At 73.9% G+C, this 19,853-nt stretch carries 17 protein-coding genes; 10 read left to right on the top strand and 7 right to left on the bottom strand.

Features of this window, described 5'->3' with window-relative positions; genetic code table 11:
• Positions 1 to 51: 51 nt before the first annotated feature.
• The 3 genes from GCG21_RS09190 (at position 52) to GCG21_RS09180 (ending at position 6,827) form a co-directional block, all read left to right on the top strand.
• On the top strand, positions 52 to 816 hold the full coding sequence (locus GCG21_RS09190; RefSeq protein ID WP_152909407.1) for an ABC transporter ATP-binding protein: 765 nt from the start codon (positions 52 to 54) through the stop codon (positions 814 to 816).
• A complete protein-coding gene (locus GCG21_RS09185; RefSeq protein WP_152909406.1) occupies positions 816 to 3,335 on the top strand; it encodes an ABC transporter permease in 2,520 nt (839 codons plus the stop codon). Before GCG21_RS09190 ends, GCG21_RS09185 begins: the two co-directional genes overlap by 1 nt.
• A 132-nt stretch (positions 3,336 to 3,467) precedes the next feature.
• Entirely contained in the window at positions 3,468 to 6,827 is a 3,360-nt protein-coding gene (locus tag GCG21_RS09180; RefSeq protein WP_152909405.1) for an FHA domain-containing protein, read from the top strand.
• On the opposite strand, the gene GCG21_RS09175 is transcribed toward GCG21_RS09180, so the two are convergent.
• A complete protein-coding gene (locus GCG21_RS09175) occupies positions 6,816 to 7,250 on the bottom strand; it encodes a hypothetical protein (RefSeq protein ID WP_152909404.1) in 435 nt (144 codons plus the stop codon). The genes GCG21_RS09180 and GCG21_RS09175 overlap by 12 nt on opposite strands.
• Before the next feature lie 299 nt (positions 7,251 to 7,549).
• Between GCG21_RS09175 and GCG21_RS09170 the strand changes: the two genes are divergently transcribed.
• Positions 7,550 to 7,798: a WhiB family transcriptional regulator gene (locus GCG21_RS09170; RefSeq protein ID WP_152909403.1), complete on the top strand. Its 249-nt coding sequence runs from the start codon at positions 7,550 to 7,552 to the stop codon at positions 7,796 to 7,798.
• A 30-nt stretch (positions 7,799 to 7,828) separates the two neighbouring features.
• Here GCG21_RS09170 and GCG21_RS09165 read toward each other — a convergent pair whose 3' ends face one another.
• Positions 7,829 to 9,280: a sensor histidine kinase gene (locus GCG21_RS09165; RefSeq protein ID WP_152909402.1), complete on the bottom strand. Its 1,452-nt coding sequence runs from the start codon at positions 9,278 to 9,280 to the stop codon at positions 7,829 to 7,831.
• Positions 9,281 to 9,376: 96 nt separating this feature from the next.
• Between GCG21_RS09165 and GCG21_RS09160 the strand changes: the two genes are divergently transcribed.
• A complete protein-coding gene (locus tag GCG21_RS09160) occupies positions 9,377 to 9,874 on the top strand; it encodes a DUF2505 domain-containing protein (RefSeq protein WP_152909401.1) in 498 nt (165 codons plus the stop codon).
• Between the two features lie 71 nt (positions 9,875 to 9,945).
• On the opposite strand, the gene GCG21_RS09155 is transcribed toward GCG21_RS09160, so the two are convergent.
• The 3 genes from GCG21_RS09155 to GCG21_RS09145 are packed head-to-tail and all read right to left on the bottom strand — an operon-like array spanning position 9,946 to position 13,183.
• Positions 9,946 to 11,115 carry an ABC transporter permease gene (locus tag GCG21_RS09155; protein ID WP_152909400.1) on the bottom strand — a complete coding sequence of 390 codons (1,170 nt, stop codon included), beginning with the start codon at positions 11,113 to 11,115 and terminating at the stop codon, positions 9,946 to 9,948.
• The gene (locus tag GCG21_RS09150) at positions 11,112 to 12,245 is read right to left on the bottom strand and encodes an ABC transporter permease (RefSeq protein WP_152909399.1); all 1,134 of its coding nucleotides are present in this window, start codon (positions 12,243 to 12,245) and stop codon (positions 11,112 to 11,114) included. Before GCG21_RS09150 ends, GCG21_RS09155 begins: the two co-directional genes overlap by 4 nt.
• Positions 12,242 to 13,183: an ABC transporter ATP-binding protein gene (locus GCG21_RS09145; protein WP_152909398.1), complete on the bottom strand. Its 942-nt coding sequence runs from the start codon at positions 13,181 to 13,183 to the stop codon at positions 12,242 to 12,244. The genes GCG21_RS09150 and GCG21_RS09145 overlap by 4 nt, the downstream gene beginning before the upstream one ends.
• A gap of 139 nt (positions 13,184 to 13,322) precedes the next feature.
• Here GCG21_RS09145 and GCG21_RS09140 point away from each other — a divergent pair, with 139 nt between their 5' ends.
• From GCG21_RS09140 to GCG21_RS09125, 4 genes are read left to right on the top strand one after another with little or no spacing between them, the layout of a single operon-like run.
• Positions 13,323 to 14,558, top strand: a complete 1,236-nt coding sequence (locus tag GCG21_RS09140) for a histidine kinase (protein WP_194165027.1) — start codon at positions 13,323 to 13,325, stop codon at positions 14,556 to 14,558.
• On the top strand, positions 14,546 to 15,205 hold the full coding sequence (locus GCG21_RS09135; RefSeq protein WP_152909396.1) for a response regulator transcription factor: 660 nt from the start codon (positions 14,546 to 14,548) through the stop codon (positions 15,203 to 15,205). The genes GCG21_RS09140 and GCG21_RS09135 overlap by 13 nt, the downstream gene beginning before the upstream one ends.
• Entirely contained in the window at positions 15,202 to 16,014 is an 813-nt protein-coding gene (locus GCG21_RS09130) for a hypothetical protein (RefSeq protein ID WP_152909395.1), read from the top strand. The genes GCG21_RS09135 and GCG21_RS09130 overlap by 4 nt, the downstream gene beginning before the upstream one ends.
• Before the next feature lie 36 nt (positions 16,015 to 16,050).
• Positions 16,051 to 16,539 (top strand): isoprenylcysteine carboxylmethyltransferase family protein, encoded by a 489-nt coding sequence (locus GCG21_RS09125; protein ID WP_152909394.1) that lies wholly within the window; start codon positions 16,051 to 16,053, stop codon positions 16,537 to 16,539.
• A gap of 29 nt (positions 16,540 to 16,568) precedes the next feature.
• Here GCG21_RS09125 and GCG21_RS09120 read toward each other — a convergent pair whose 3' ends face one another.
• The gene (locus GCG21_RS09120) at positions 16,569 to 18,626 is read right to left on the bottom strand and encodes a thioredoxin domain-containing protein (RefSeq protein ID WP_152909393.1); all 2,058 of its coding nucleotides are present in this window, start codon (positions 18,624 to 18,626) and stop codon (positions 16,569 to 16,571) included.
• Positions 18,627 to 19,295: 669 nt separating this feature from the next.
• Here GCG21_RS09120 and GCG21_RS09110 point away from each other — a divergent pair.
• Entirely contained in the window at positions 19,296 to 19,733 is a 438-nt protein-coding gene (locus GCG21_RS09110; RefSeq protein WP_194165026.1) for an ATP-binding protein, read from the top strand.
• On the opposite strand, the gene GCG21_RS17255 is transcribed toward GCG21_RS09110, so the two are convergent.
• The coding region (locus GCG21_RS17255; RefSeq protein WP_370517430.1) for an IS3 family transposase at positions 19,730 to 19,853 on the bottom strand (124 nt) is incomplete at its 5' end. The genes GCG21_RS09110 and GCG21_RS17255 overlap by 4 nt on opposite strands.

Genomic DNA, 19,853 nt, shown 5'->3' with positions numbered 1-19,853 from the left:
GCCGCCCTGGGCCGGACGCGCGCCCCTCCCGGGCGTTCCTAGGCTCGGGGCATGACCACACCACGACCCGACGCGGCGGCCCCGGCCGTGCGCGCGAGCGGACTCACCAAGATCTACGGGCACGGGGAGGCGGCCGTGCACGCCCTCGACGGCGTGGACGTCGCCGTCGACCGCGGCCGCTTCACCGCCATCATGGGGCCCTCCGGCTCGGGCAAGTCGACCCTCATGCATCTGCTCGCGGGCCTCGACGGCGCCACGGGCGGGCGGGTGTACCTCGGCGAGACCGAACTGACCGCGCTGACCGACAAGCAGCTGACGCTGCTGCGCCGGGACCGGATCGGGTTCGTGTTCCAGTCGTTCAACCTGCTGCCGATGTTCACCGCCGCGCAGAACATCGCCCTGCCCTCGCAGCTGGCCGGCCGCCGCCTCGACCACGAGTGGTACCTCACGCTGGTGGAGACCCTCGGGCTGACCGACCGGCTCGGGCACAAGCCGCACGAGCTCTCCGGTGGGCAGCAGCAGCGCGTCGCCATCGCCCGGGCCCTCTCGACCCGGCCCGACGTCGTGTTCGCCGACGAGCCGACCGGGAACCTCGACTCCCGCTCGGGCACCGAGGTGCTCGCGTTCCTGCGGCGCTCGGTGCGGGAGCTGGGCCAGACGATCGTCATGGTGACCCACGACCCGGCGGCCGCGGCCTATGCGGACGAGGTCGTGCTCATCGCGGACGGCCGGGTCGCCGGCACGATCTCCCACCCCACCCCGGAGTCGGTGCTCGCGGGCCTCGACGCGCTGCGTGCCCCGGAGGCGGTCGCCTGATGTTCGCGATCACGCTCCACCACATGCGCACCGGCTGGGCCCGGCTCGCCGCGGCGGGACTGGCGATCGTGCTCGGCACCGCGTTCGTGGCCGCGACGCTGCTCGCCGGGCAGACCATGCGCAACACCGCCTACCAGTCCTTCACGGCCGCCTACGCCGGCAGTGACCTCGTGGTCACCGGCCATCCCCTCGGCGACGAGCAGTTCGAGCGGATCGCGGCGACGGACGGCGTCGAGGCCACCCGGCCCCGGACCTACGTGGGCATGGAGGTGAGCGCCCAGAACCGGTCCGAATGGGTCGGCATCGAGTCCGCCGCCCCACTGCCACGGATGCGCACCGGCACGCTCGAGTCCGGCGAGTTCCCGCGCGCCGACGATCAGGTCGCGGTCTCCGCGGGGCTGGCCTCCCGGCTCGAGCTCTCCCTCGGCGACCGGCTCGACTACCTCTCTCCCACCGACGGCGCACGCCACAGCGCCACGGTCGTCGGGATCACCGCGAGCGCGACGAGCTTCTTCGATGCCGGCGCCGACCTCGTGCTCCCCGCGGACCGGTTCCGGCAGGTCGTGCCCGCCGACTCCTTCGACTCGATCGCCGTCGCGCTCGACCCGGCCGCCGGCCCGGACCTCGCCGGCGTGCAGTCGGACCTCGCCTCCGAGCTCGGCCCGGAGGTCCAGGTGCGCACGATGACCGAGTTCGCGCAGGACACGACCGCGGGCCTGACCGGCGACGCCGACACGTTCACCACGCTCCTGCTCGCGTTCGCCGCCGTGGCCCTCGCGGTCGCGGCGCTCGTGATCACGAACACGTTCACCGTGCTCGTGGCCCAGCGCACCCGGCTGCTCGCCCTCCTGCGGGCCATCGGCGCGACCCGGTGGCAGGTGCGCCGGTCCGTGCTCACCGAGGCGGCCCTGCTCGGGGTCGGGGCCTCCGCCGTCGGGATCGGTCTGGGCATCGGCGTGGTCGAACTCGGCGCCCGGCTCCTCAGCCCGCACCTCCCGGGCATCGACGTGGCCGCGGCCGTGGGCATCACGCCCGCGACGATCATCGCCCCGCTGCTCACCGGTCTGGCCGTGACGTTCGTCGCATGCTGGCTCCCCGCCCGCAACGCCACCCGGGTCTCCCCCCTGGCGGCGCTGCGACCCCTCGACGGCACGCGCACCGCGGGCAGGCTCCGCGCCGGGATCGCCCTCGCGCTCGTGCTCATCGGGGCGGTCATGCTCGTCGGCGGCGTGCTCGTGGCCACCCGGTCCGAACCGGCGACCGGGCCCGAGGTCGGGCTGCTGCTCGGGATCCCCGGCGGGTTCATCTCCGTCTTCGGGATCCTCCTCGGAGCCGTCTACGTCGTGCCGGCCGTGGTGCGCCTCCTCGGTCGCCTCGGTGGGGGCTCCGTGGCGGGCCGGATCGCCACCGAGAACGCCATCCGGAACCCGCGCCGCACGGCCACGACCACGAACGCGCTCGTCATCGGGGTGGCGCTCGTGGCGATGATGAGCACGGGCGCGGCCACGGGCCAGCGCGCACTCGAGGAGGAGCTCACGTCGAACTTCCCGGTCGACCTGAGCGCGGCGACCGTCGATCAGACCCTCGCCCTCACGCCCGACCAGCGCGACGCCGTCACTGCGCTCGAGGGGATCGATGCGCTGAGCTTCGGGCGCGCGGAGTGGATCGAGGCCGCCGCGGACGGCGCCGACGACGCCGGCCCCACGCTCGCGCTCACGGCCCCGGCGGACGCGCGATCCGTGCTCCAGAACCCGGGCGACCTCGCCGGCCTGGACGATCGCACCGTGCTCATCGGGAACACGAGCGCCCGGATGCTCGGCCTGTCCGCCGGCGACGGCCTGCGCCTCGGCGGCCGCGACGGGATCGAGGTCACCGTGCTCGTCAACTCCTACGACGGCGCCTCCGCGATCGCCACCCCCGCTCTCATGACCGAGATCGCACCGGAGGTGCCCGAGAACGTGGCCTGGCTCGCGCTGGCCGACGGCGCCGACCCGCTCGAGGTCGGGGAGAGCCTGAACGAGGCCCTGGCCCGGATCAGCGAGACCGATCCGGAGGCGCCGCTCGTCGCGGTCGAGGGCAGCGCGCTCGAGCGGGTCTCCTTCGCGCAGGTGATCGACACGCTCCTAGCGGTGGTGCTCGGCCTGCTCGCCGTGGCGGTGGTCATCGCGCTCGTGGGCGTGGCGAACACGCTCGCGCTCTCGGTGCTCGAGCGGCGGCGGGAGTCGGCGGTGCTGCGGGCCATGGGCCTGACCCGCGGTCAGCTGCGGGCGATGCTGGCGATCGAGGGGGTGCTCATCGCCGGGGTCGGCACGATCATCGGGCTGATCGCCGGGATCGCGTACGGCTGGGCGGGCGCGGCCGTGATGCTCGGGCAGCTCGGGCACGTCTCCCTCGTGATCCCCTGGGGCACGGTCGGGGCGGTCGTCGTCGTGGCGGTGGCCGCGGGACTGCTCGCCTCCGTGCTGCCCGCCCGCAGCGCCGTGCGCACGTCCCCGGTCGAGGCCCTCGCCGAGGAGTGAGCGCCTCGAGTGAGCGACCCGAGTGAGCGACTCGGGGGCGCCGGTGACCGGCTCGTCCACAGCCTGACCCGGCGTCCACAGTCCGCCCCGGCGTGCCGGCGAGCGCGCCGGGGCGCGGTGTGTCCTGGGGCCATGAGGAATCCGGTCGTGCACGCCCACGTCGCGGTCGTCGGCGGCCCCGATCCCGGCTGGATCGCCGCGCTCCCGGCCGGCGGGGAGCAGGTCGTGCTCGGGCGCGGCGAGGAGGCCACGCTCCGGGTGGCCGATCCGCTGCTCTCGCGTCGGCATTGCCTCCTGCGGGTGCGGGGGCGGCGCGTGCAGGTGCGCGACTGCGGCTCGGCGAACGGCACCCGGGTGCGCCGGGCCGGGATCTGGCTGCCCGTGCCCCGGGGGCGCTGGCTCCGGCTCGGTGCGGGCGGCCTCGTGCGCGCCGGGGAGACCCGGCTGCAGCTGCGCTCCGGGCAGGAGCCGGAGGCCGGCTCCCCCGCGTCGCCGGGAGCGGGGATGCTGCCCCTCGTGTTCTCGGCGGGCACGATGCTCATGTTCCTGTTCACCGGTCGCGGCGGTGCGCTGCGCTGGGTGCTGCTCGGGGCGCTCGTGGCGATGGTCGTGGGCACGGTCGCGGTGCCGCGGTGGCGGCAGCGGCGCCGCGACCGGACCGAGGCGGATCGGCCCCGGCCGCCGCCGCTCGTCGATCCCGCCGCCGCGCTGGCCATGGCGGGCCGGCCGTGGCCCACGGTCGGCACCCGCCTCGAGCTCGGCCGGGCGGACGCGCGCCGGGCGCACGCCCCGCGCCGGCGGCGGCACCGGTGGGAATCGGTCGACCTGCCGCCGGCCGGGGGCGGGATCGCGGTGTGCGGCGCCCCGGAGGCGGCCGGCTCCCTCGCACGCTGGCTGCTCGGTCAGCTCCTGCTCACCCGCGCCGACGTGACCTTTCGGGTCCCGCCCGGCTGGGGCCTCGCCGGGCATGCCACCGTTCCCACCTCCGGGACGGGCCCGGTGGCGGGTTCGGGCGGCCTGCACATCGCGGTCACGGAGGATCCGGCGGCGCCCCCGCGCACCGGCGCGGTCACGATCGTCGTGTGCCCCGCCGCCTCGCAGGCCCCGCGGTGGTGCAGCCGGGTGATCCCGGTCGCCGACGATCACGATCGCCGGGTCCGACTGCCGTGGCTGCGGCACGTGCTCACGCTCCTGCCCGCGGCCGCCGGGGCGCTGCCGACCGAGGCCCTGCTGCCCGCGGTGCTCGGGCCGGCCGAACCGGACGCGATCCGGCGAGACTGGCGCGATCCCCCGGCGGGGCTCGCGGCCCCGGTGGGCGTGCGGCAGGATCCCGACACCGGCCGGCTCGTGCCCGCCCGGGTCGATCTGGCCGCGGAGGGGCCGCACGCGCTCGTGGCCGGCACGACCGGATCGGGCAAGTCCGAGCTGCTCCTCAGCTGGCTGCTCGCCCTCGCCCGCGGCCACCCGCCGAGCCGCCTCTCGCTCATCCTCGTGGACTACAAGGGCGGCGCCACCTTCGGTGAGCTCGCGGGCCTGCCCCACGTGGCCGGCGTGCTCACCGACCTCGACCCGCCCGGAACGGCCCGGGCGCTGGCCGGGCTGCGCGCGGAGGTCCAGCGGCGCGAGCGGCTCCTCGCCGAGACCGGGGCGGCCGACCTGCTCGAGCACCACGCCCGCCTCGGCCGCGGCCTGCCCGGCACGCCGCTGTGCCGGCTCCTGCTCGTGGTGGACGAGTTCCGGGCCATGTCCGAGGAACATCCCGACGTGCTCGACGAACTCGTGCGGCTCGCCGCCCAGGGCCGCTCCCTCGGCCTCCACCTCGTGCTCGCCACGCAGCGCCCGGGCGGCGCGGTGGGGGCCGAGATCCGGGCGAACATCGCCGTGCGGCTGTGCCTGCGGGTGCTCGAGGAGGGCGATTCGGTCGACGTGCTCGGCGAACCGGGCGCGGCGCGGCTGCCGCCCGTGCCAGGCCGGTTCCTGCTGCGCGCCGGCACGCCGGCCGAGGTGCAGTCCTTCTGGGTCGGCCCGCCGCACGCGGGGTACGTGCCGCGCCTCGTCGCCGCGCTCACCGGCGCCGCCCGAGCCACCGAGTCCGGCTGGGCATACCGGCCATGGGCGCCGGAACTGCCGGACCGGGCCCGCGCGCTCCCGCCCGTGGCACCGTGGCCCACTCCGGCCCCGGGGCCGCCGGCACCGGGCGGCGAGCTGCCGCTGCTCGTCGTGGACGTCACCGACGAGCAACGGCTCGGCCACTGGGCGCTGCCCGCCGGGGAGGTGCTGGTCGTCGCGGGCGCCGCCGGCAGCGGCCGCACGACCGCGGCGGCCACGCTCGCCCGGGCCGCACTCGACCGCGGCGTCGTCACCCACCTGCTCGGCCGGGACCTGCCCGGCCCGGCCGCGCCCCACCCGGCCGCCCCCTGGCTGGGCACGACGGGAGAGGCGGGCGACGTCGTCCTCGCGCGACGCCTGCTCGGGATCCTCACGGAGGAGCCGCGCACCCGCCCGGAGCTGCTCGTGCTGGACGACGCGGCCGCCCTCGAGCGCGCGATCGACGAGCGGCTCGGGCCCGGCTGCGGCGCCGAGGCCGTGACCGAGCTGCTGCGCTCGGCGCGGGGCAACGGCCTCGGCCTCGTGCTCACGAGCGAGCTGCCGCTGCCGCGGTGGGCGCAGATGGCCGATCACCGGCTCGTGCTCACCGGGGGCGAGCCGGACCTGCAGCTGCTCGCCGGGGTGCCGAAGGCGTGGGCGGGGCACGCCCCGCGCGGCCGGGGCACGCTCCTCACGGGCGGGCGGACGATCCGCGGGCAGGTGCTGCTCCCGCTCGAGGGACCCGGGCCGGCCGGTCGAGTGGATCCGCCGCCCCTGCGGCTGCGGCCCGTGCCGGCGCTCGTGGACCTGCCCGCGGCGGCGGCTCGAGCGTCCGGGCGAGCCGGGTGGGTGGTCGTCGGTCTGGGCGGGGACGACGCAGCCCCCGTGCTCGCGCCGGTCACGCCCGGGCAGGTGCTCACCGTCGTGGGCGGGCCCGGCCGGGGCCGGACCACGGCGGCGACCACGATCGGGCGCCGGGTGGCCGAGGCGGGCGGCGAGGTCTCGTTCGGGAGCGCGGGCGGGCGAACTCCGGTCGCGGGCGGCCTGCTCGTCCTCGACGACGTGGACCGCACCCCCACGGCGACGCTCGACGAGGGGATGGCGTGGCTGACCGGCGGCGGCGCGGTCGTGGTGACGACCCGGCCGGACGGGCTCGTGAGCGGCTTCCATCCGCTGCTCGCGCGGGCCCGTGACGGGGCGATGCTCGTGCTCGGGCCCGTCCCGGCCGCACTCACGGGCGTGGACGTGCGGCCCTGGCTCGGGGGCCGCCGGCCGGGCCGCGGCGTGCTCGCGCTCGGCGGCCGGGCGATCCCGGTGCAGGTCGACCGTGCCGGTGGAGCGAGTGGATCGAGTGGGTCGGGCGGGTCGGGCGGGTCGGGCGGTCTCGGGGACTCAGTCCCGTGAGCCGGCCGCCGGCCCGAGGGTTCGAGCGGTCGCCGCCAACGCGGCCGGGGTGAGCAGGGTGACGAGCACGACGACGCTCAGCGCGAGGGCCGTGGCGGCCACGGCCGCCGGCAGCAGTCCCCACATCGTGGCCACCGTGATCCCCTGGAGCAGCTGCCACGTCACCACCGGGCCGCGACCCCAGCGCTGCCCGCGCCACAGCCCTCGCACCCCGAGGCCGACGAGCCCGGCGAACAGCAGCAGCGTCACGGCCATCGCGATGCCGTACGGCAGCGAATCGGCTCCGCCCTCGGGCCGGTCGACGAGCATCCACACCGCCGCCCCGACGAGGGCGACCACCTCGGCGGCGGCGCCGGCGAGGCCGACCAGGAGCGGGACGGGGCGAGAGGTAAGGGAGGTATGGGAGGTGTGGGAGGCGGGCACGCACGTCACTCTAGTTCCCCGGGCCGGGGCCGCTGCGGGCCGGGCCGTGCGGTGGCCGGGCCGTGCGGTGGGCGGGCCGTGCGGTGGGCGGGCCGTGCGGTGGGCGGAGAGGGCGGGAGATGTAGCACACCTCACGATCTCGCGCAGTGAGAGACCTCTCAGGGCGAAAACGAAAATGGGACCCGCTAGCTCTTGTGCGTCATTGGTCGGACATGTGAAAGTAGTCGTTGGTTCATTGACTTTACGTCAGGACGACACCTAAGTTCCGTACCTGACTCACGCCCAAGGAGAAGTGGCTGATGGATTGGCGTCACGAGGCAGCATGCCTGACGGAAGACCCCGAACTGTTCTTCCCGATCGGCAACACCGGCCCCGCCCTGGTCCAGATCGAAGAGGCGAAGGCCGTCTGCAAGCGGTGCCCGGTGGTCGACACGTGCCTCAAGTGGGCCATCGACTCCGGCCAGGACGCCGGCGTGTGGGGTGGCATGTCGGAGGACGAGCGCCGCGCCCTCAAGCGCCGCACGGCCCGGGCACGTCGCGCCCGCTGAGCCGTACCGCCGTGCCGGCGGCCGTCGGGGCTAGTCGCGCACCTCGCCCAACCCGACGGTCAGTTGCACGCGGGTGCCGCCGTCTGGGCTGTTCTGCCAGTCGATCGTGCCGTCCAGTTCCGTGTCGACGAGGGTCTTGACGATCTGAGTGCCGAGGCCGCGGCCGATGCCGTCGCCGGTGCCGACCCCGTCGTCGCTCACGGTCACGTGGAGCATCCCGGCCTCGCGGTGCGAGGAGATCGTCACGGTCCCCCCGCTCGTGGCGAGGCCGTGCTCGACCGCGTTCGTCACCAGTTCGGTGAGCACGACCGCGAGCGCGGTCGCCTTGGTGGCCCGGATGACGCCGAACCTGCCCTCGCGCACGTAGTCGATGTGCACGTTGTTCGCGGTGGCGACGTCGGCGGCGAGGCTGAGCGCCCGCCCGAAGACGCTGTCGAAGTCGACGGTCTCGTCGATGGTCTGGGAGAGGGCCTCGTGCACGGTCGCGATCGTGGCCACGCGGCGCATCGCCTCCTCCAGTGCCGTGCGCGCCTCCTCCGAGGACGTCCGCCGCGCCTGCAGTCGCAGGAGCGCCGCCACGGTCTGCAGGTTGTTCTTCACGCGGTGGTGGATCTCGCGGATCGTCGCGTCCTTGGTCATGAGCTCGCGCTCGCGGCGCCGCAGTTCGGAGACGTCCCGCGCGAGCAGCACGGCACCGACCCGCTGCCCCAGCTCGGTCACCGGAACGGCACGAAGTGAGAGCGCCACCCCCCGGGCCTCGAGCTCGGTGCGCCAGGCGGCCCGGCCCATGACCACGAGTGGGAGCGATTCGTCGACCTCGCGCGAGTGCTCGATCAGCGGCGTGGTCACCTCGGCGAGCGACTGCCCGACGATCTCGCCGGTCACCCCGACGCGGTGGAACGCCGAGAGCGCATTCGGGCTGGCGTAGAGCACCTCCCCCTCGCCGTTGAGGCGGATGAGGCCGTCGCCTACGCGAGGTGCGCCGCGTCGTCGTCCCGTCGCGGCCCCGGGCACCGGGAACTCGCCGCGGGCGATCATGCCGCACAGCTCATCGGCGGACTCGACGTAGTTGATCTCGAGGCGGCTCGGCGTGCGGCTGGCACCCAGGTGGGTCTCGCGGGCGATGACCGCGATCGTGCGCCCGTTGCGCACCACCGGCACCGCCTCCTCGCGGATCGCGTACGAGCCGGTCCACCGGGCCTCGACGACCCGGATGATCTCGCGCTTCTTGGCGGCCTCGTCGAGGGTCGGCACGAATCCGCGCGGCGCGACCGAGCCGACGATGTCCTCGTGGTGGACGGTCGCGCCGGTCGACGGGCGGCAGTGGGCGATGGCGACGTAGTCCCCGCCCTCGACGGGAAGCCACAGCACGAGGTCGGCGAACGCCAGATCGGAGATGATCTGCCAATCCCCGACCAACAGGTGCAGCCAGTCGGCGTCGGCACCGTCGCCCGTGCCGTGCCGTTGGATCAGATCGCTCATCGTGGACACCGCCCCAGCCTAGGGGTCGGTTAGCCTTGCGTTCGCACGCCGATCATCCGCCGGCCCGCCGGCGGATCCCGAGAGCCGAGGAGCCCCATGCGTTTCGACGCGACGATCACCTATCCAGCCCCCGCCGACCGGGTGGCCGCGATGCTCGCCGATCCCGAGTACGTGCGGCGCAAGGTCGCGGCGTCCGGCGCCACGAACCCGTCCCAGGACATCACGGGCGACGCCGCCGGGGACTTCACCGTGTCGACGACGCGGACCATGCCGGCCGACCTGATCCCGGAGCGGTACCGCAAATTCGTGCCCGGCGGGGTGACCATGACCTTCGTCGAGACCTGGTCCGCGCCCGCCTCCGACGGCGCCCGCACCGGCACGCTCACCCTGACGATCGCCGGGGCCCCGGCCAAGGCGGCCGGCACGTCGACCCTGCGACCGACCGGCCAGGGCTGCGAGCTGTCCTACACCGGCGACGTCAAGGTGCGGCTGCCGATCGTCGGCGCGAGCATCGAGTCCGCGGCCGTGCGCGCGGTCGAGCGGGCCATGAGCGTCGAGCGCGAGGTCGGCCTGGAGTGGCTCGGCGAGGCCTGACCCTCGTCATTTCGACCCGGCAGCAGACGCAGCAGCCGACCCGACAGTCGGACCCGACCGCCGGCCGGGCGTCAGAGCGGGCGTGAGAGGGACCTCCGCACGGCCAGTGTGCCGATCGTCACCGCGATCACGGCGAAGCCGGCGAGCACCCCGACCTGGGGAAGCACGTCGAGCAGACCGGCGTCGTGGCGCTGGATCGCGGCGAAGGCCTCATAGGCCCACGCGTGCGGTGTGACGTGCGCGACTGTGCGCAGCGTGCCGGTGAACAGGTCGAGCGGGAGCATGCAGCCACCGAGCGCCGCGAGCACGAGGCCGATCCCGATGCCGGCCCCGGTCGCCGCGCCCTCGCTCGAGATGAGCGCACCCATGACCAGGGCCGCGCCGGCGGCCGTCAGCCCGAACACCGCCAGTACGAGCACTGTGAGGAGCGGGTTGCCCCAGTCCACTCCGAAGATGAGACGCGCGGCGATGATGATGAGGATTCCCTGGACCATCGCGATCGTCCACCGGCCGAGCACCTGCCCGGAGGCCAGCTGTCGCGCCGAGACCGGGGCGGCCAGGATCCTCGAGATCGTCCGGTTCCTTCGGGCGTCGATGAAGGTGCTCGCGCCGGTGAGGCTGGAGAGGAACACGAACAGCAGCAGCTGGCTGCTCGCCCCCAGGTCGAAGCCGCTGATCCCCGCGAACGCATCCGCGGTCTCCTCCGGGTCGGTCACGGCCACGGTGACCGGCGGAGCCACCTCCTCGGCCGCCGCGAGCGCCGCCTCGGCCTCGGACCGCCCCGCGCCCGCCGCGGTGAGCAGCCCGAGCTGGGCGCGGTGCTGCGCCAGGGTCCGCAGCGCCGACCCGACCTCCTGATCCGCGAGGAGGACGTTCGCGCCGGAGCCGCGCACGATCTCGAGCTCGACCGGAGCGGGCGATGACTCTTCGTACGCGGCCGCGGCGGCGTCGTCCACGATCACCGCGAGGTCGGCCCGGCCCCGGGCGAGCTGGGCGAGCGCGGATCGATGATCGACGACGCTCACCTCCGCCGCAGTCAGCTCACCCGCCAGATCCTCCCGCAGCTGGGACGACTCGCCCACGAGCAGGACCCTCGTCTCGACCGCTCCGGCGCCGAACTGGAGCCCGATCACGAACACGAGCAGCAGCGGCATGACGAACGAGAAGAAGATGTTCTCGCGCTGATTGACGAAGCGCCGCAGCTCGACTCGGGCGACGGCCACGGTGGGTGAGGTTCTCATCGGGCCTGCCCCCGATCGGGGACGAGCCGGGCGACGACCAGGCAGCCGAACGCGAACGCGGCCATCGTGAGCAGCTCCCCGGAGACCTCGGCCCAGCCGCCCCCGGCGGAGCTGATGCCCAGGCCGCGGCTGAAGGCGCTGATCGGATTCGCGTCGAGGATCCGCGCCGCGACCCCGGTGGCGGCGAGCGGGGAGAACGCGCCCCCGGCGATGCCGAGCACCAGCGCGACCACGGTCTGGGCCATCGTCGCCTGCTCGGCGGTGCGGGCGATGCGGGCGACGATGAATGCGACGCTCGTGGCGGCGAGCACCACCGCGACGACGAGGCCGGCCACCACCGGGACGGCCCCGAAGTCGATATGGAACAGCACCGAGCCGGTGACCAGCAGGATGCCGGTGGCCACGCAGCCGAGGATCGCCGCGGTCAGTGCCTTCGCGGCGATGACGAGCCCGCGGGGCATCGGTGCGGCGTAGAGGCGTTGGAGCGTGCCCTGCTCGCGTTCCGTGTTCAGGGTGAGCACCGCGAAGCCGACCGTGAACAACAGGAACAGCCCGGCCTGCCCGGCCACGAGCGCGCCCCCGACGTCGAGCTGCTCATCGGCGACCTGGCCCGGCCGGGTCGTCAGCGTGGCGCCGGCGACCTCGCCGGACCCGCTCGGGTCGACGCCGAGCTCGGTGGCGGCGGCGACCGCCACGTCCACCGCACGGAGGCCCGCTGCGACGCCCGTGACGGCCGAGGTGACCACCGAGGCGTCGATATCGGAGACGTCTCCCCGGACGAGCTCGATCCGGGACCCTCGGATGAGCACGCCCAGGTCGGCATCGCCGCCGGCGACCGCCGCGCGGGCATCGCCGGAATCGGTGACCTGGACGGAGTCGAGGCCGCGCAGGGCTCCGGCCGCCGCCGCGGCGGTCGGATCTGCTGGACTCGGCTCCTCATCGGCGTTCTCGGTGAACCCGGTGACCGCCACCACGACCTCGTCGGAGGAACCGTCGACCGCGGAACTGAACACGAGATGGAGCACGACGATGAGCGCGGCCGGCACGACGATCGCGAACAGGAGCACCATCGGGCTGCGCAGCTGGGTGCGCAGGTCGGCCCAGGTCAGGGTGAGCAGGCGCGCGATCAATCGCGTAGTCCCTTCCCTGTCAGGTGCAGGAACACCGCCTCGAGGGTCGGGCGCGTGACCTCCACGTCGCTCAGGCTCAGGCCCGCCGCCCCGGCCGCGGTCACGAGCCCGGCGATCGCGTGCGGCCCGTCGCTCACGTGCACCTCGAGTTCCTCGCCCGTCGCGACGACGCCGCTCACCCCGGGCAGCGCCTCGAGCGCCGCCGCGGCGGCGGCCACGTCGCCCGTTCCGGTCAGCCGGACCTCGTCGACCCCGCCCATGAGGCCGATGAGGTCACCGGCCGTGCCCTCGGCGCGGATGGCGCCGTCGTCGACGATCGCGATCCGGTCGCACAGCCGGTGGGCCTCCTCCATGTAATGGGTCGTGTAGAGCACGGCCATCCCCTCGCCCGCGAGCCGGGCGACCGAGTCCACGATGGCGTTGCGCGACTGCGGGTCGACGCCCACGGTCGGCTCGTCGAGGATGAGCAGGGCGGGCTCGTGCAGCAGCCCGATCGCGATGTTGAGGCGACGCTTCATGCCGCCGGAGAACTCCTTCGTGCGGCTCTTCGCACGATCGCTCAGTCCGACGACCTCGAGGAGTTCGGTCACCCGCGCCCGCAGTCGGTGCCCGTGCAGGCCCTGCAGCCGGCCGAAGAACGCGAGGTTCTCCCGGGCGCTCAGGTCGGGGTAGATCGCCAGGTCCTGGGGCACGAGGCCGAGGTGGGAGCGCACATGGATCGCCGTCGGGGTCATGGGCTCGCCGGCGATCGTGATCGACCCGGAGTCGGCGGCGAGGAGGCCGGCGATCATGGAGATCGTCGTGGTCTTGCCCGCGCCGTTCGGCCCGAGCAGACCGTAGGTCTCGCCGGGGTCGATGTGGAAGCCGATACCCGCCACCGCCTCGACGGACCGGAACGACTTGTGCAGATCGTCGACGACGAGCACGGGCTCGGTCATAGTCGCCCCTTTCTCGGACGAGGTTCAGCGTAGAACACGTGTCACCGCGACCGGGGGATTTCCCCCAGCGGATTGCAGCCGGAAAGAGTCGGGCCCGCCCCGGCGCACGGGACCGGGCCGTTCTCCTACCGTTGGTCCCATGCAGCAACGACTGGCGCGCGGCGCCACCATCCTCACCCACCTGGCGGCGATCGGGATCGTCGGCCCTGTGATCCTCACGAGCCTCCTGACGATCGCGGTCACCGCGATCCCGCTCGTGTTCGTGTTCGGGATCGGCCTCCTGCTCGTGCCGCTCGTGGCGTTCGGGCTGCGCGGGGTCGCCTGGCTCGAGACCGAACGGGTCTCGGCCCTGCTCGGCACCGAGTCGGTGCTCACCCCGATGCGGCGCTCGCAGCGCACCGACGGCTGGCGGGTGCCGGCCACCGTCGGGCTGCAGTTCACCGACCGGGGCAGCTGGCGGGCGCTCCTGCACCTGGCGCTCATCAGCGCCCTCGGGTGCGCGCTGCTCGGGTTGGTCAAGGTCGCCGGCACGGGCATCGTGCTCCTGCTCAGCCCCCTGTTCTCCGCGCGCATCACGGCCTCCGTGTGGTGGCTGCCCACCGACCTCGGCGTCGGGGCCGCCGCGGGCATCGGCGCGATCGCGCTGCTGCTCGCGATCGGCCTGAGTTACGGGCTGATCGTGGCCCACCGGGCGATCTCCGCCCAGATGCTCGTGCCGGACCGGGAGGCGGAGCTGGCCCGCGCGGCCGAGGCCTCCGCGCAGCGCCGGGTCGAGGCCATGCACTCCGCCGAGGTGGAGCGGCTGCGGATCGAACGCGATCTGCACGACGGAGTCCAGCCCCGGCTCGTCTCGGTCGGGATGACCCTCGGCATGGCCAAGGGCAAGCTCGCCTCCGACCCCGACCAGGCCGCCGAGCTCATCGCCGAGGCGCACACGTCGGTCAAGTCGGCGATCACGGAGCTGCGCCAGCTCGCCCGCGGGATCCACCCGGCCGTGCTCACCGACCGCGGCCTCGACGCCGCCCTCTCCGCCCTGGCCGCCCGCTCCCACGTGCCGGTCGAGCTCGACGTCGACCTGCCGGGCCGCTGCGCCCCGCAGACGGAGGCCGCCCTCTACTTCGCCATCGCCGAGTCCATCACGAACGTGGCCAAGCACTCCGGCGCACAGCGGTGCCGGATCACGGTGCGCGCCCGCCCGAACGGGTCCGTGTGGGCCCGGATCGAGGACGACGGCGCCGGCGGCGCCCGCACCGTCCCCGGCGGCGGGATCGACGGCGTGGCCAATCGCATCGGCGCCGGCGGCGGCTCCTTCGCCCTCATCAGCCCCGTCGGGGGCCCGACCACCATCGAGGTGAACCTGCCATGCGCGTCCTGATCTGCGAGGACTCCGTACTCCTGCGGGAGGGCCTCATCCGGCTCCTGAGCGACGCCGGCCACGACGTGGTCGCCGCCCTGCCCGACGCCACCTCGCTCGTGGCCACGGCCACCCGGCTCGAGCCCGACATCGCCGTGATCGACGTGCGCCTGCCGCCCACGTTCACCGACGAGGGCATCCGCACCGCCCAGGAACTGCGCCGCACGAGCCCGAAGGTGGCGATCCTCGTGCTCTCCCAGTACGTCGAGGAACGGTACGCGACCGACCTCATCACCTCCGCCGCCGGCGCCCTGGGGTACCTGCTCAAGGATCGTGTGGCCGATATCGAGGACTTCCTCGCATCCCTCGTCCAGGTCGCGGGCGGCGGCACGGTGCTCGACCCCGAGGTCGTCTCCCAGCTCCTCACCCGGCGCCGCCGTCACGACGGCCTCGACCGGCTGACCGACCGGGAGCGCGACGTGCTCGAGCTCATGGCCCAGGGCCGCTCGAACCGCGCGATCGCCGAGGAGCTGTTCATCTCCCCCGGCAGCGTGGAGAAGCACATCTCCGCCGTGTTCACCAAGCTCGACATCGACCCCGGCCCCGACAGCAACCGCCGCGTGCTCGCGGTGCTCACCCACCTCAACACGAACGGACCCTCCTCATGACCGCCCTCCCGACCTCCCAGCCCACCCGCCGCCGCTCGGCCGTGAGCGTCGTGCTCGTCGTGATCGGGGTCGTCGTGCTCACCTTCACCCTCGGCACCGGGGTCGTCGCGGGCGTGGCCGCCGCCGGCGGGAGCCACGACACGCTCACCGCGCCCGTCGCGGGCGTCGAGGCGGTCGAGGTGGACGTCGACCGCACGACCCTGGTGGTCCGCTTCGACGACGTGCCCGACGCGACCCTCGACGTGGAGCAGCCCGGGCTCGTCTCCGGCAATTGGACGCTCGAACGTCGTGGGGGCGCTCTCGAGGTCCGGTCACCGCGCTCCTGGGGCCCGTTCAATCGCTGGTCGGACACCGACGCCACGCTCGTGCTGCCCCGCCGGCTCGCCGGCGAGGTGTCCCTCGCGGCCGACGTCGCCGCGGGTGAGGCGACGATCGACGGCGACTTCACGGATGTCGATCTCCAGCTCAACGCCGGACGGGTCACCCTCGCCGGGGCCGCCCACACGCTCGCCGTCGGGGTGAACGCCGGAGACGCCCGCATCACCGCGGCCGACGTCACCACGATCCGCGCCTCGGTGCAGGCGGGCTCGATGACGGGCACGTTCACCGGCGCGCCCCCGCGCCAGGTCACCGCGAACGTCTCGGCCGGGCACATCGACCTGGCCGTACCCGAGGCCGCGTACGCGGTCACCCGCTCGAGCGCGCTCGGTTCGACCGGCGATCTGCGGATCCGTCAGGATCCCGCCTCCGCGCACACGATGGACCTGTCGGTCCAGCTCGGCGAGATCACGGTCGACTACTCGAAGTAGGCTCGCCGGCCGGAGGGCGGGCGTACCGTCGAGCGTATGGACGACGTCTCCCGCCCGCGCGTAACCGGGTACCTGCTCGGTCAGGGCATCTGCCTCGCAGCCGTGGCCTGGCCCGAGCGCCCGCGTGACCCGGCGCACCGCCCGGGCAGGCTCGCCCGGGTGGCCGGGCTCGGGATGATGGCCGGCGGGGCCGGGCTGTCGATCTGGGGCATGACCGGGCTCGGCGGACAGCTCCAGGCCTCCCCGGCTCCCCGGGCCGGGGCCGCTCTGCGCACGGAGGGGGCGTACGGGATCGTGCGCCACCCCATCTATGCCGGCCTCCTCCTCGGCGCCGCCGGGCGCGCCCTGCGCTCGGGCGGCCGGCGGCACCGGCTCGGGGCGCTCGCCCTCGCCGCGCTGCTCGACTCGAAGTCCCGCTACGAGGAGGGGTTCCTGCGCCGGCGCCACCCCGGGTACGAGGAGTACGCCGCCCGGGTGCCGCGGCTGCTACCGCGCCATCGGGTCGGCGCACCGAGCAGGTCCTGAGCCGGCGGGGTGGTCTCGAGACCCGCCCGTCAGCCGAGTTCGGCGCGCAGATCGGCCAGGGTCGTGATGGGGCGGCGGCACACGAACTGCTCGCACACGTAGGCGCTACTGCGCCCGTCCACCAGTGGTCGCCCGCTCAACAGCGGGTGCTCGCCGCCGGGCGCGCCGGCGAGGGTCACCTGGCCCGGCGAGGCGGAACCGCGCGCGGCCGCGAGCAGGTCGGCGGCTGCCTCGTCGGTGCCGACGATCGCCACCTGCCGAGGCCCGGCGATGGCGGCCTCGGCGACCGCGAGCGTCCAGCCCGCGAAGCGGGGACTGCGGGCGGCCGCGGCCCCCTCGGCCGCGATCGCAGCGCCGGCCTCCGCGCGCAGGTCCCCGGTGAGGGCGGAGTAGGTGAGCAACGCACCCGCGAGCGCGGAGGTGGCGCAAGGTTCGGCGTTGTCGCCGGCGGTGCGCGGCCGGTGCAGGAGCACCTCACCGTCGTCGGGCGTGTCGTAGAAGCCGCCGCGCCCGTCCGGGAAATGCTCGAGCGCGGCCGCGAGCAGACGGCGCGCTCGGCCCAGCCACTCGCTCTCGCCGGTGGCCTGGTGGAGGGCGAGCAGGCCCTCGGCCAGGTTGCCGTAGTCGTCGGCGGCCCCGAGCGCCTCCCCCGCCCGGCCGTTCCGGGAGACCCGCCACAGCCGGACTCCGGCCGCCGGATCACCGGCTTCGGGTCGTGATCCGCCGGCCCGACCCGCCTGACCGGCCTGATCCGCCTGACCGGCCTGATCTGCCTGACCGGTCTGGGAGGCGGCTGTGCCGTGCACATCGAGCACGAACCGGGCGGCGCTGGCCGCGGCGTCGATCCAGTCCGGTTCGGCCAGGAGCGCGCCCGCCTCGGCGAGCGCGGCGATCGCCAGGCCGTTCCAGGAGGCGACCACCTTGTCGTCCACGTCGGGCTGGGCCCGCCGGGACCGGGCCGCCCGAAGCGCCGCACGCCACGTCGGCCATTCCCCCACGTCGCCGTGCAGCCGCAGGGTCGAGGAGCCGCCCTCGTACGTGCCGCCCGGGGTGACGCCGAGAAGCTCGGCCGCGCGGGCGCCGTCCACACGCCCGAGCACCTCGGCCAACTCGGCCGGCGACCACACGTACGTCGCCCCCTCGACTCCCCCGGTCTCCGCGTTGAGCGAGGAGGCGAAGCCGCCACCCGGGGCGCGCAGGTCGGCGAGCAGGAAGCTGCAGGTCTCGCGCACGACGCGCTCGGCGAGCGGGGCTCCGGTGAGGCGGAACCAGTGCAGATAGGCGCGCAGGAGGAGGGCGTTGTCGTAGAGCATCTTCTCGAAGTGCGGCACGACCCAGGCCTCGTCGACGCTGTAGCGCGCGAAGCCACCGGCGAGCTGGTCGTAGATGCCGCCGCGGGCCATCGCGGTCGCGGTGCGCTCGGCCAGGTCGAGGGCGGGCGCCGAGCCGGTGCGGGCCGCGTGGCGCAGCAGGAAGGTGAGCACCATCGAGGGCGGGAACTTCGGGGCGGTGCCGAAGCCCGCGTTCACCGGGTCGAAGGAGCCCTGCAGGGTCGTGACGGCGGCCTCGAGGGTCGCGGCGTCGATGGGGGCGGGCGGCGGGGCGGACAAGGCCCGCAGGTGCGCGGTGACCTCGGCCGACGACTGGGTCACGGCGTCGCGATTCTTCTCCCACGCGGCCGCGACTGCATCCAGTAGGCGCAGGAACTGATCGCGCGGGTAGTAGGTGCCGCACGCGAACGGCTCACCGTCCGGGGTGAGGAAGCAGGTCATCGGCCAGCCGCCCTGGCCGGTCGTCGCGACCGTGGCGTTCATGTAGATCGCGTCGATGTCCGGCCGTTCCTCGCGGTCGACCTTGATCGGCACGAAGCCCGCGTTGATCGCGGCGGCGACCTTCTCATCACTGAAGGACTCCCTGGCCATGACGTGGCACCAGTGGCAGGCCGCATATCCCACGCTCAGCAGGATCGGGACGTCGCGGCGCTTCGCCTCGGCGAGCGCCGCGGGCCCCCACTCGTGCCAGTCCACGGGGTTGTCAGCGTGCTGGAGCAGGTAGGGACTCATAGCCGATGCGAGACGGTTGGCCATGTGCCATGACTCCTAACGAGTGGCGCGTGCATCACTTCTTCGTGAGTGATGCACGAGATTCGCGTACGAGGGTTCCTCCAGCGTAGGAGGTCTGGTGGCGACGCGTTCTCAGCCGAAGCTGCTCGCGCAGGGCAAGCCGCGCCCCCTCGGCGGCACGCGGCCGTGGCGGGTGCGGCGTGCCGGTGACGAAGTGGCCGGTGGAGTAGAGCCGTCGTGCGATGGAGACAAGGGCGGGAGGACACTCTTCTCCCAGCGCGGCCGCGAGGACCTCCGCGGCCAGCTGTGCGGACCTGACGGCGACGACCCGCTGATGACTCGCCTCCCGCTATTCGGTACGAAGATCCGCGTCGCCGGCTTCGGCGGCCTGCGCCTCGGCGAGCAGAACGGGCTGCGGCAATCGACGTCTTCTTGGATCGCGGCTACGCGCACGTCAACGGCTCCTGGATCACTCTTCCTCAACAGCGACTACGGCTGGGCCGACCTGGCCAACGGCCTACGGCCTACGGGAAGATCGACCCACTCGCGGTCCTGCAGATCCACGAGCGACGCGTCCGCAACGAACTCACCGTGCGAACACGCCAAGCGCAGCCGCAAAAGTTCGACTTCAAGCGATCCGAATCTTCAGATTCATCGACCGTAAAAGTTCGACTTCATCCTACGCAAACGTTAGTGGACGACCGCGCCGAGAAGGGGCAGTTCATCCTCACCGGATCCGCCCGACCTCGCGACGACGCGAGCCGGCACTCCGGGGCGGGGCGGTTCTCCGTCATGCAGATGCGGCCGATGAGCCTGTTCGAATCCGGCCACTCGACTGGGGAGATGTCGCTGGCCGGCCTGTTGGATGGCGAGCGCCAGACGGGCCTGGGGACGCACCTGTCCTTCGACGAGCTGCTCCGCCGCACCATCACCGGCGGTTGGCCACAGCTGCTCGACGCCGACGAGGATTTCGCGCGCGACTGGCTGGCCGACTACCTGCGCCAGGTCGTGGAGGTGGCCGTCCCCGAGATGGGCCACCGCCGCAACCCCGGCAATCTGCGACGCCTCCTCGAAGCGCTGGGTCGCGGCGTCGGACTGGAGTGTTCCCGCTTTAGTAGACAGGCGAATTAGGCTGCCAATTCGTTGATGTTCCTATATCCTAGTTCATATTCTGTGGGTGTCAAGTATCCGAGAGTCGAGTGCCGACGGATGGTGTTGTAGTAGTTCGTGATCCAGTCGATGGTCGCTTTG

The organism is Pseudactinotalea sp. HY160 (genome assembly GCF_009372055.1).
Lineage (GTDB): Bacteria > Actinomycetota > Actinomycetes > Actinomycetales > Beutenbergiaceae > HY158.
This window is presented reverse-complemented; position numbering and strand designations above follow the sequence as displayed.

What these genes read in the sequence shown, in the direction of transcription:
- GCG21_RS09180 (WP_152909405.1), top strand. Translation starts at nt 3,468, where the DNA reads ATGAGGAATCCGGTCGTGCACGCCCACGTCGCGGTCGTCGGCGGCCCC.
- GCG21_RS09160 (WP_152909401.1), top strand. Translation starts at nt 9,377, where the DNA reads ATGCGTTTCGACGCGACGATCACCTATCCAGCCCCCGCCGACCGGGTG.
- GCG21_RS09120 (WP_152909393.1), bottom strand. Translation starts at nt 18,626, where the DNA reads ATGGCCAACCGTCTCGCATCGGCTATGAGTCCCTACCTGCTCCAGCAC.
- GCG21_RS09125 (WP_152909394.1), top strand. Translation starts at nt 16,051, where the DNA reads ATGGACGACGTCTCCCGCCCGCGCGTAACCGGGTACCTGCTCGGTCAG.
- GCG21_RS09165 (WP_152909402.1), bottom strand. Translation starts at nt 9,280, where the DNA reads ATGAGCGATCTGATCCAACGGCACGGCACGGGCGACGGTGCCGACGCC.
- GCG21_RS09185 (WP_152909406.1), top strand. Translation starts at nt 816, where the DNA reads ATGTTCGCGATCACGCTCCACCACATGCGCACCGGCTGGGCCCGGCTC.
- GCG21_RS09170 (WP_152909403.1), top strand. Translation starts at nt 7,550, where the DNA reads ATGGATTGGCGTCACGAGGCAGCATGCCTGACGGAAGACCCCGAACTG.
- GCG21_RS09135 (WP_152909396.1), top strand. Translation starts at nt 14,546, where the DNA reads ATGCGCGTCCTGATCTGCGAGGACTCCGTACTCCTGCGGGAGGGCCTC.
- GCG21_RS09140 (WP_194165027.1), top strand. Translation starts at nt 13,323, where the DNA reads ATGCAGCAACGACTGGCGCGCGGCGCCACCATCCTCACCCACCTGGCG.
- GCG21_RS09155 (WP_152909400.1), bottom strand. Translation starts at nt 11,115, where the DNA reads ATGAGAACCTCACCCACCGTGGCCGTCGCCCGAGTCGAGCTGCGGCGC.
- GCG21_RS09190 (WP_152909407.1), top strand. Translation starts at nt 52, where the DNA reads ATGACCACACCACGACCCGACGCGGCGGCCCCGGCCGTGCGCGCGAGC.
- GCG21_RS09130 (WP_152909395.1), top strand. Translation starts at nt 15,202, where the DNA reads ATGACCGCCCTCCCGACCTCCCAGCCCACCCGCCGCCGCTCGGCCGTG.
- GCG21_RS09145 (WP_152909398.1), bottom strand. Translation starts at nt 13,183, where the DNA reads ATGACCGAGCCCGTGCTCGTCGTCGACGATCTGCACAAGTCGTTCCGG.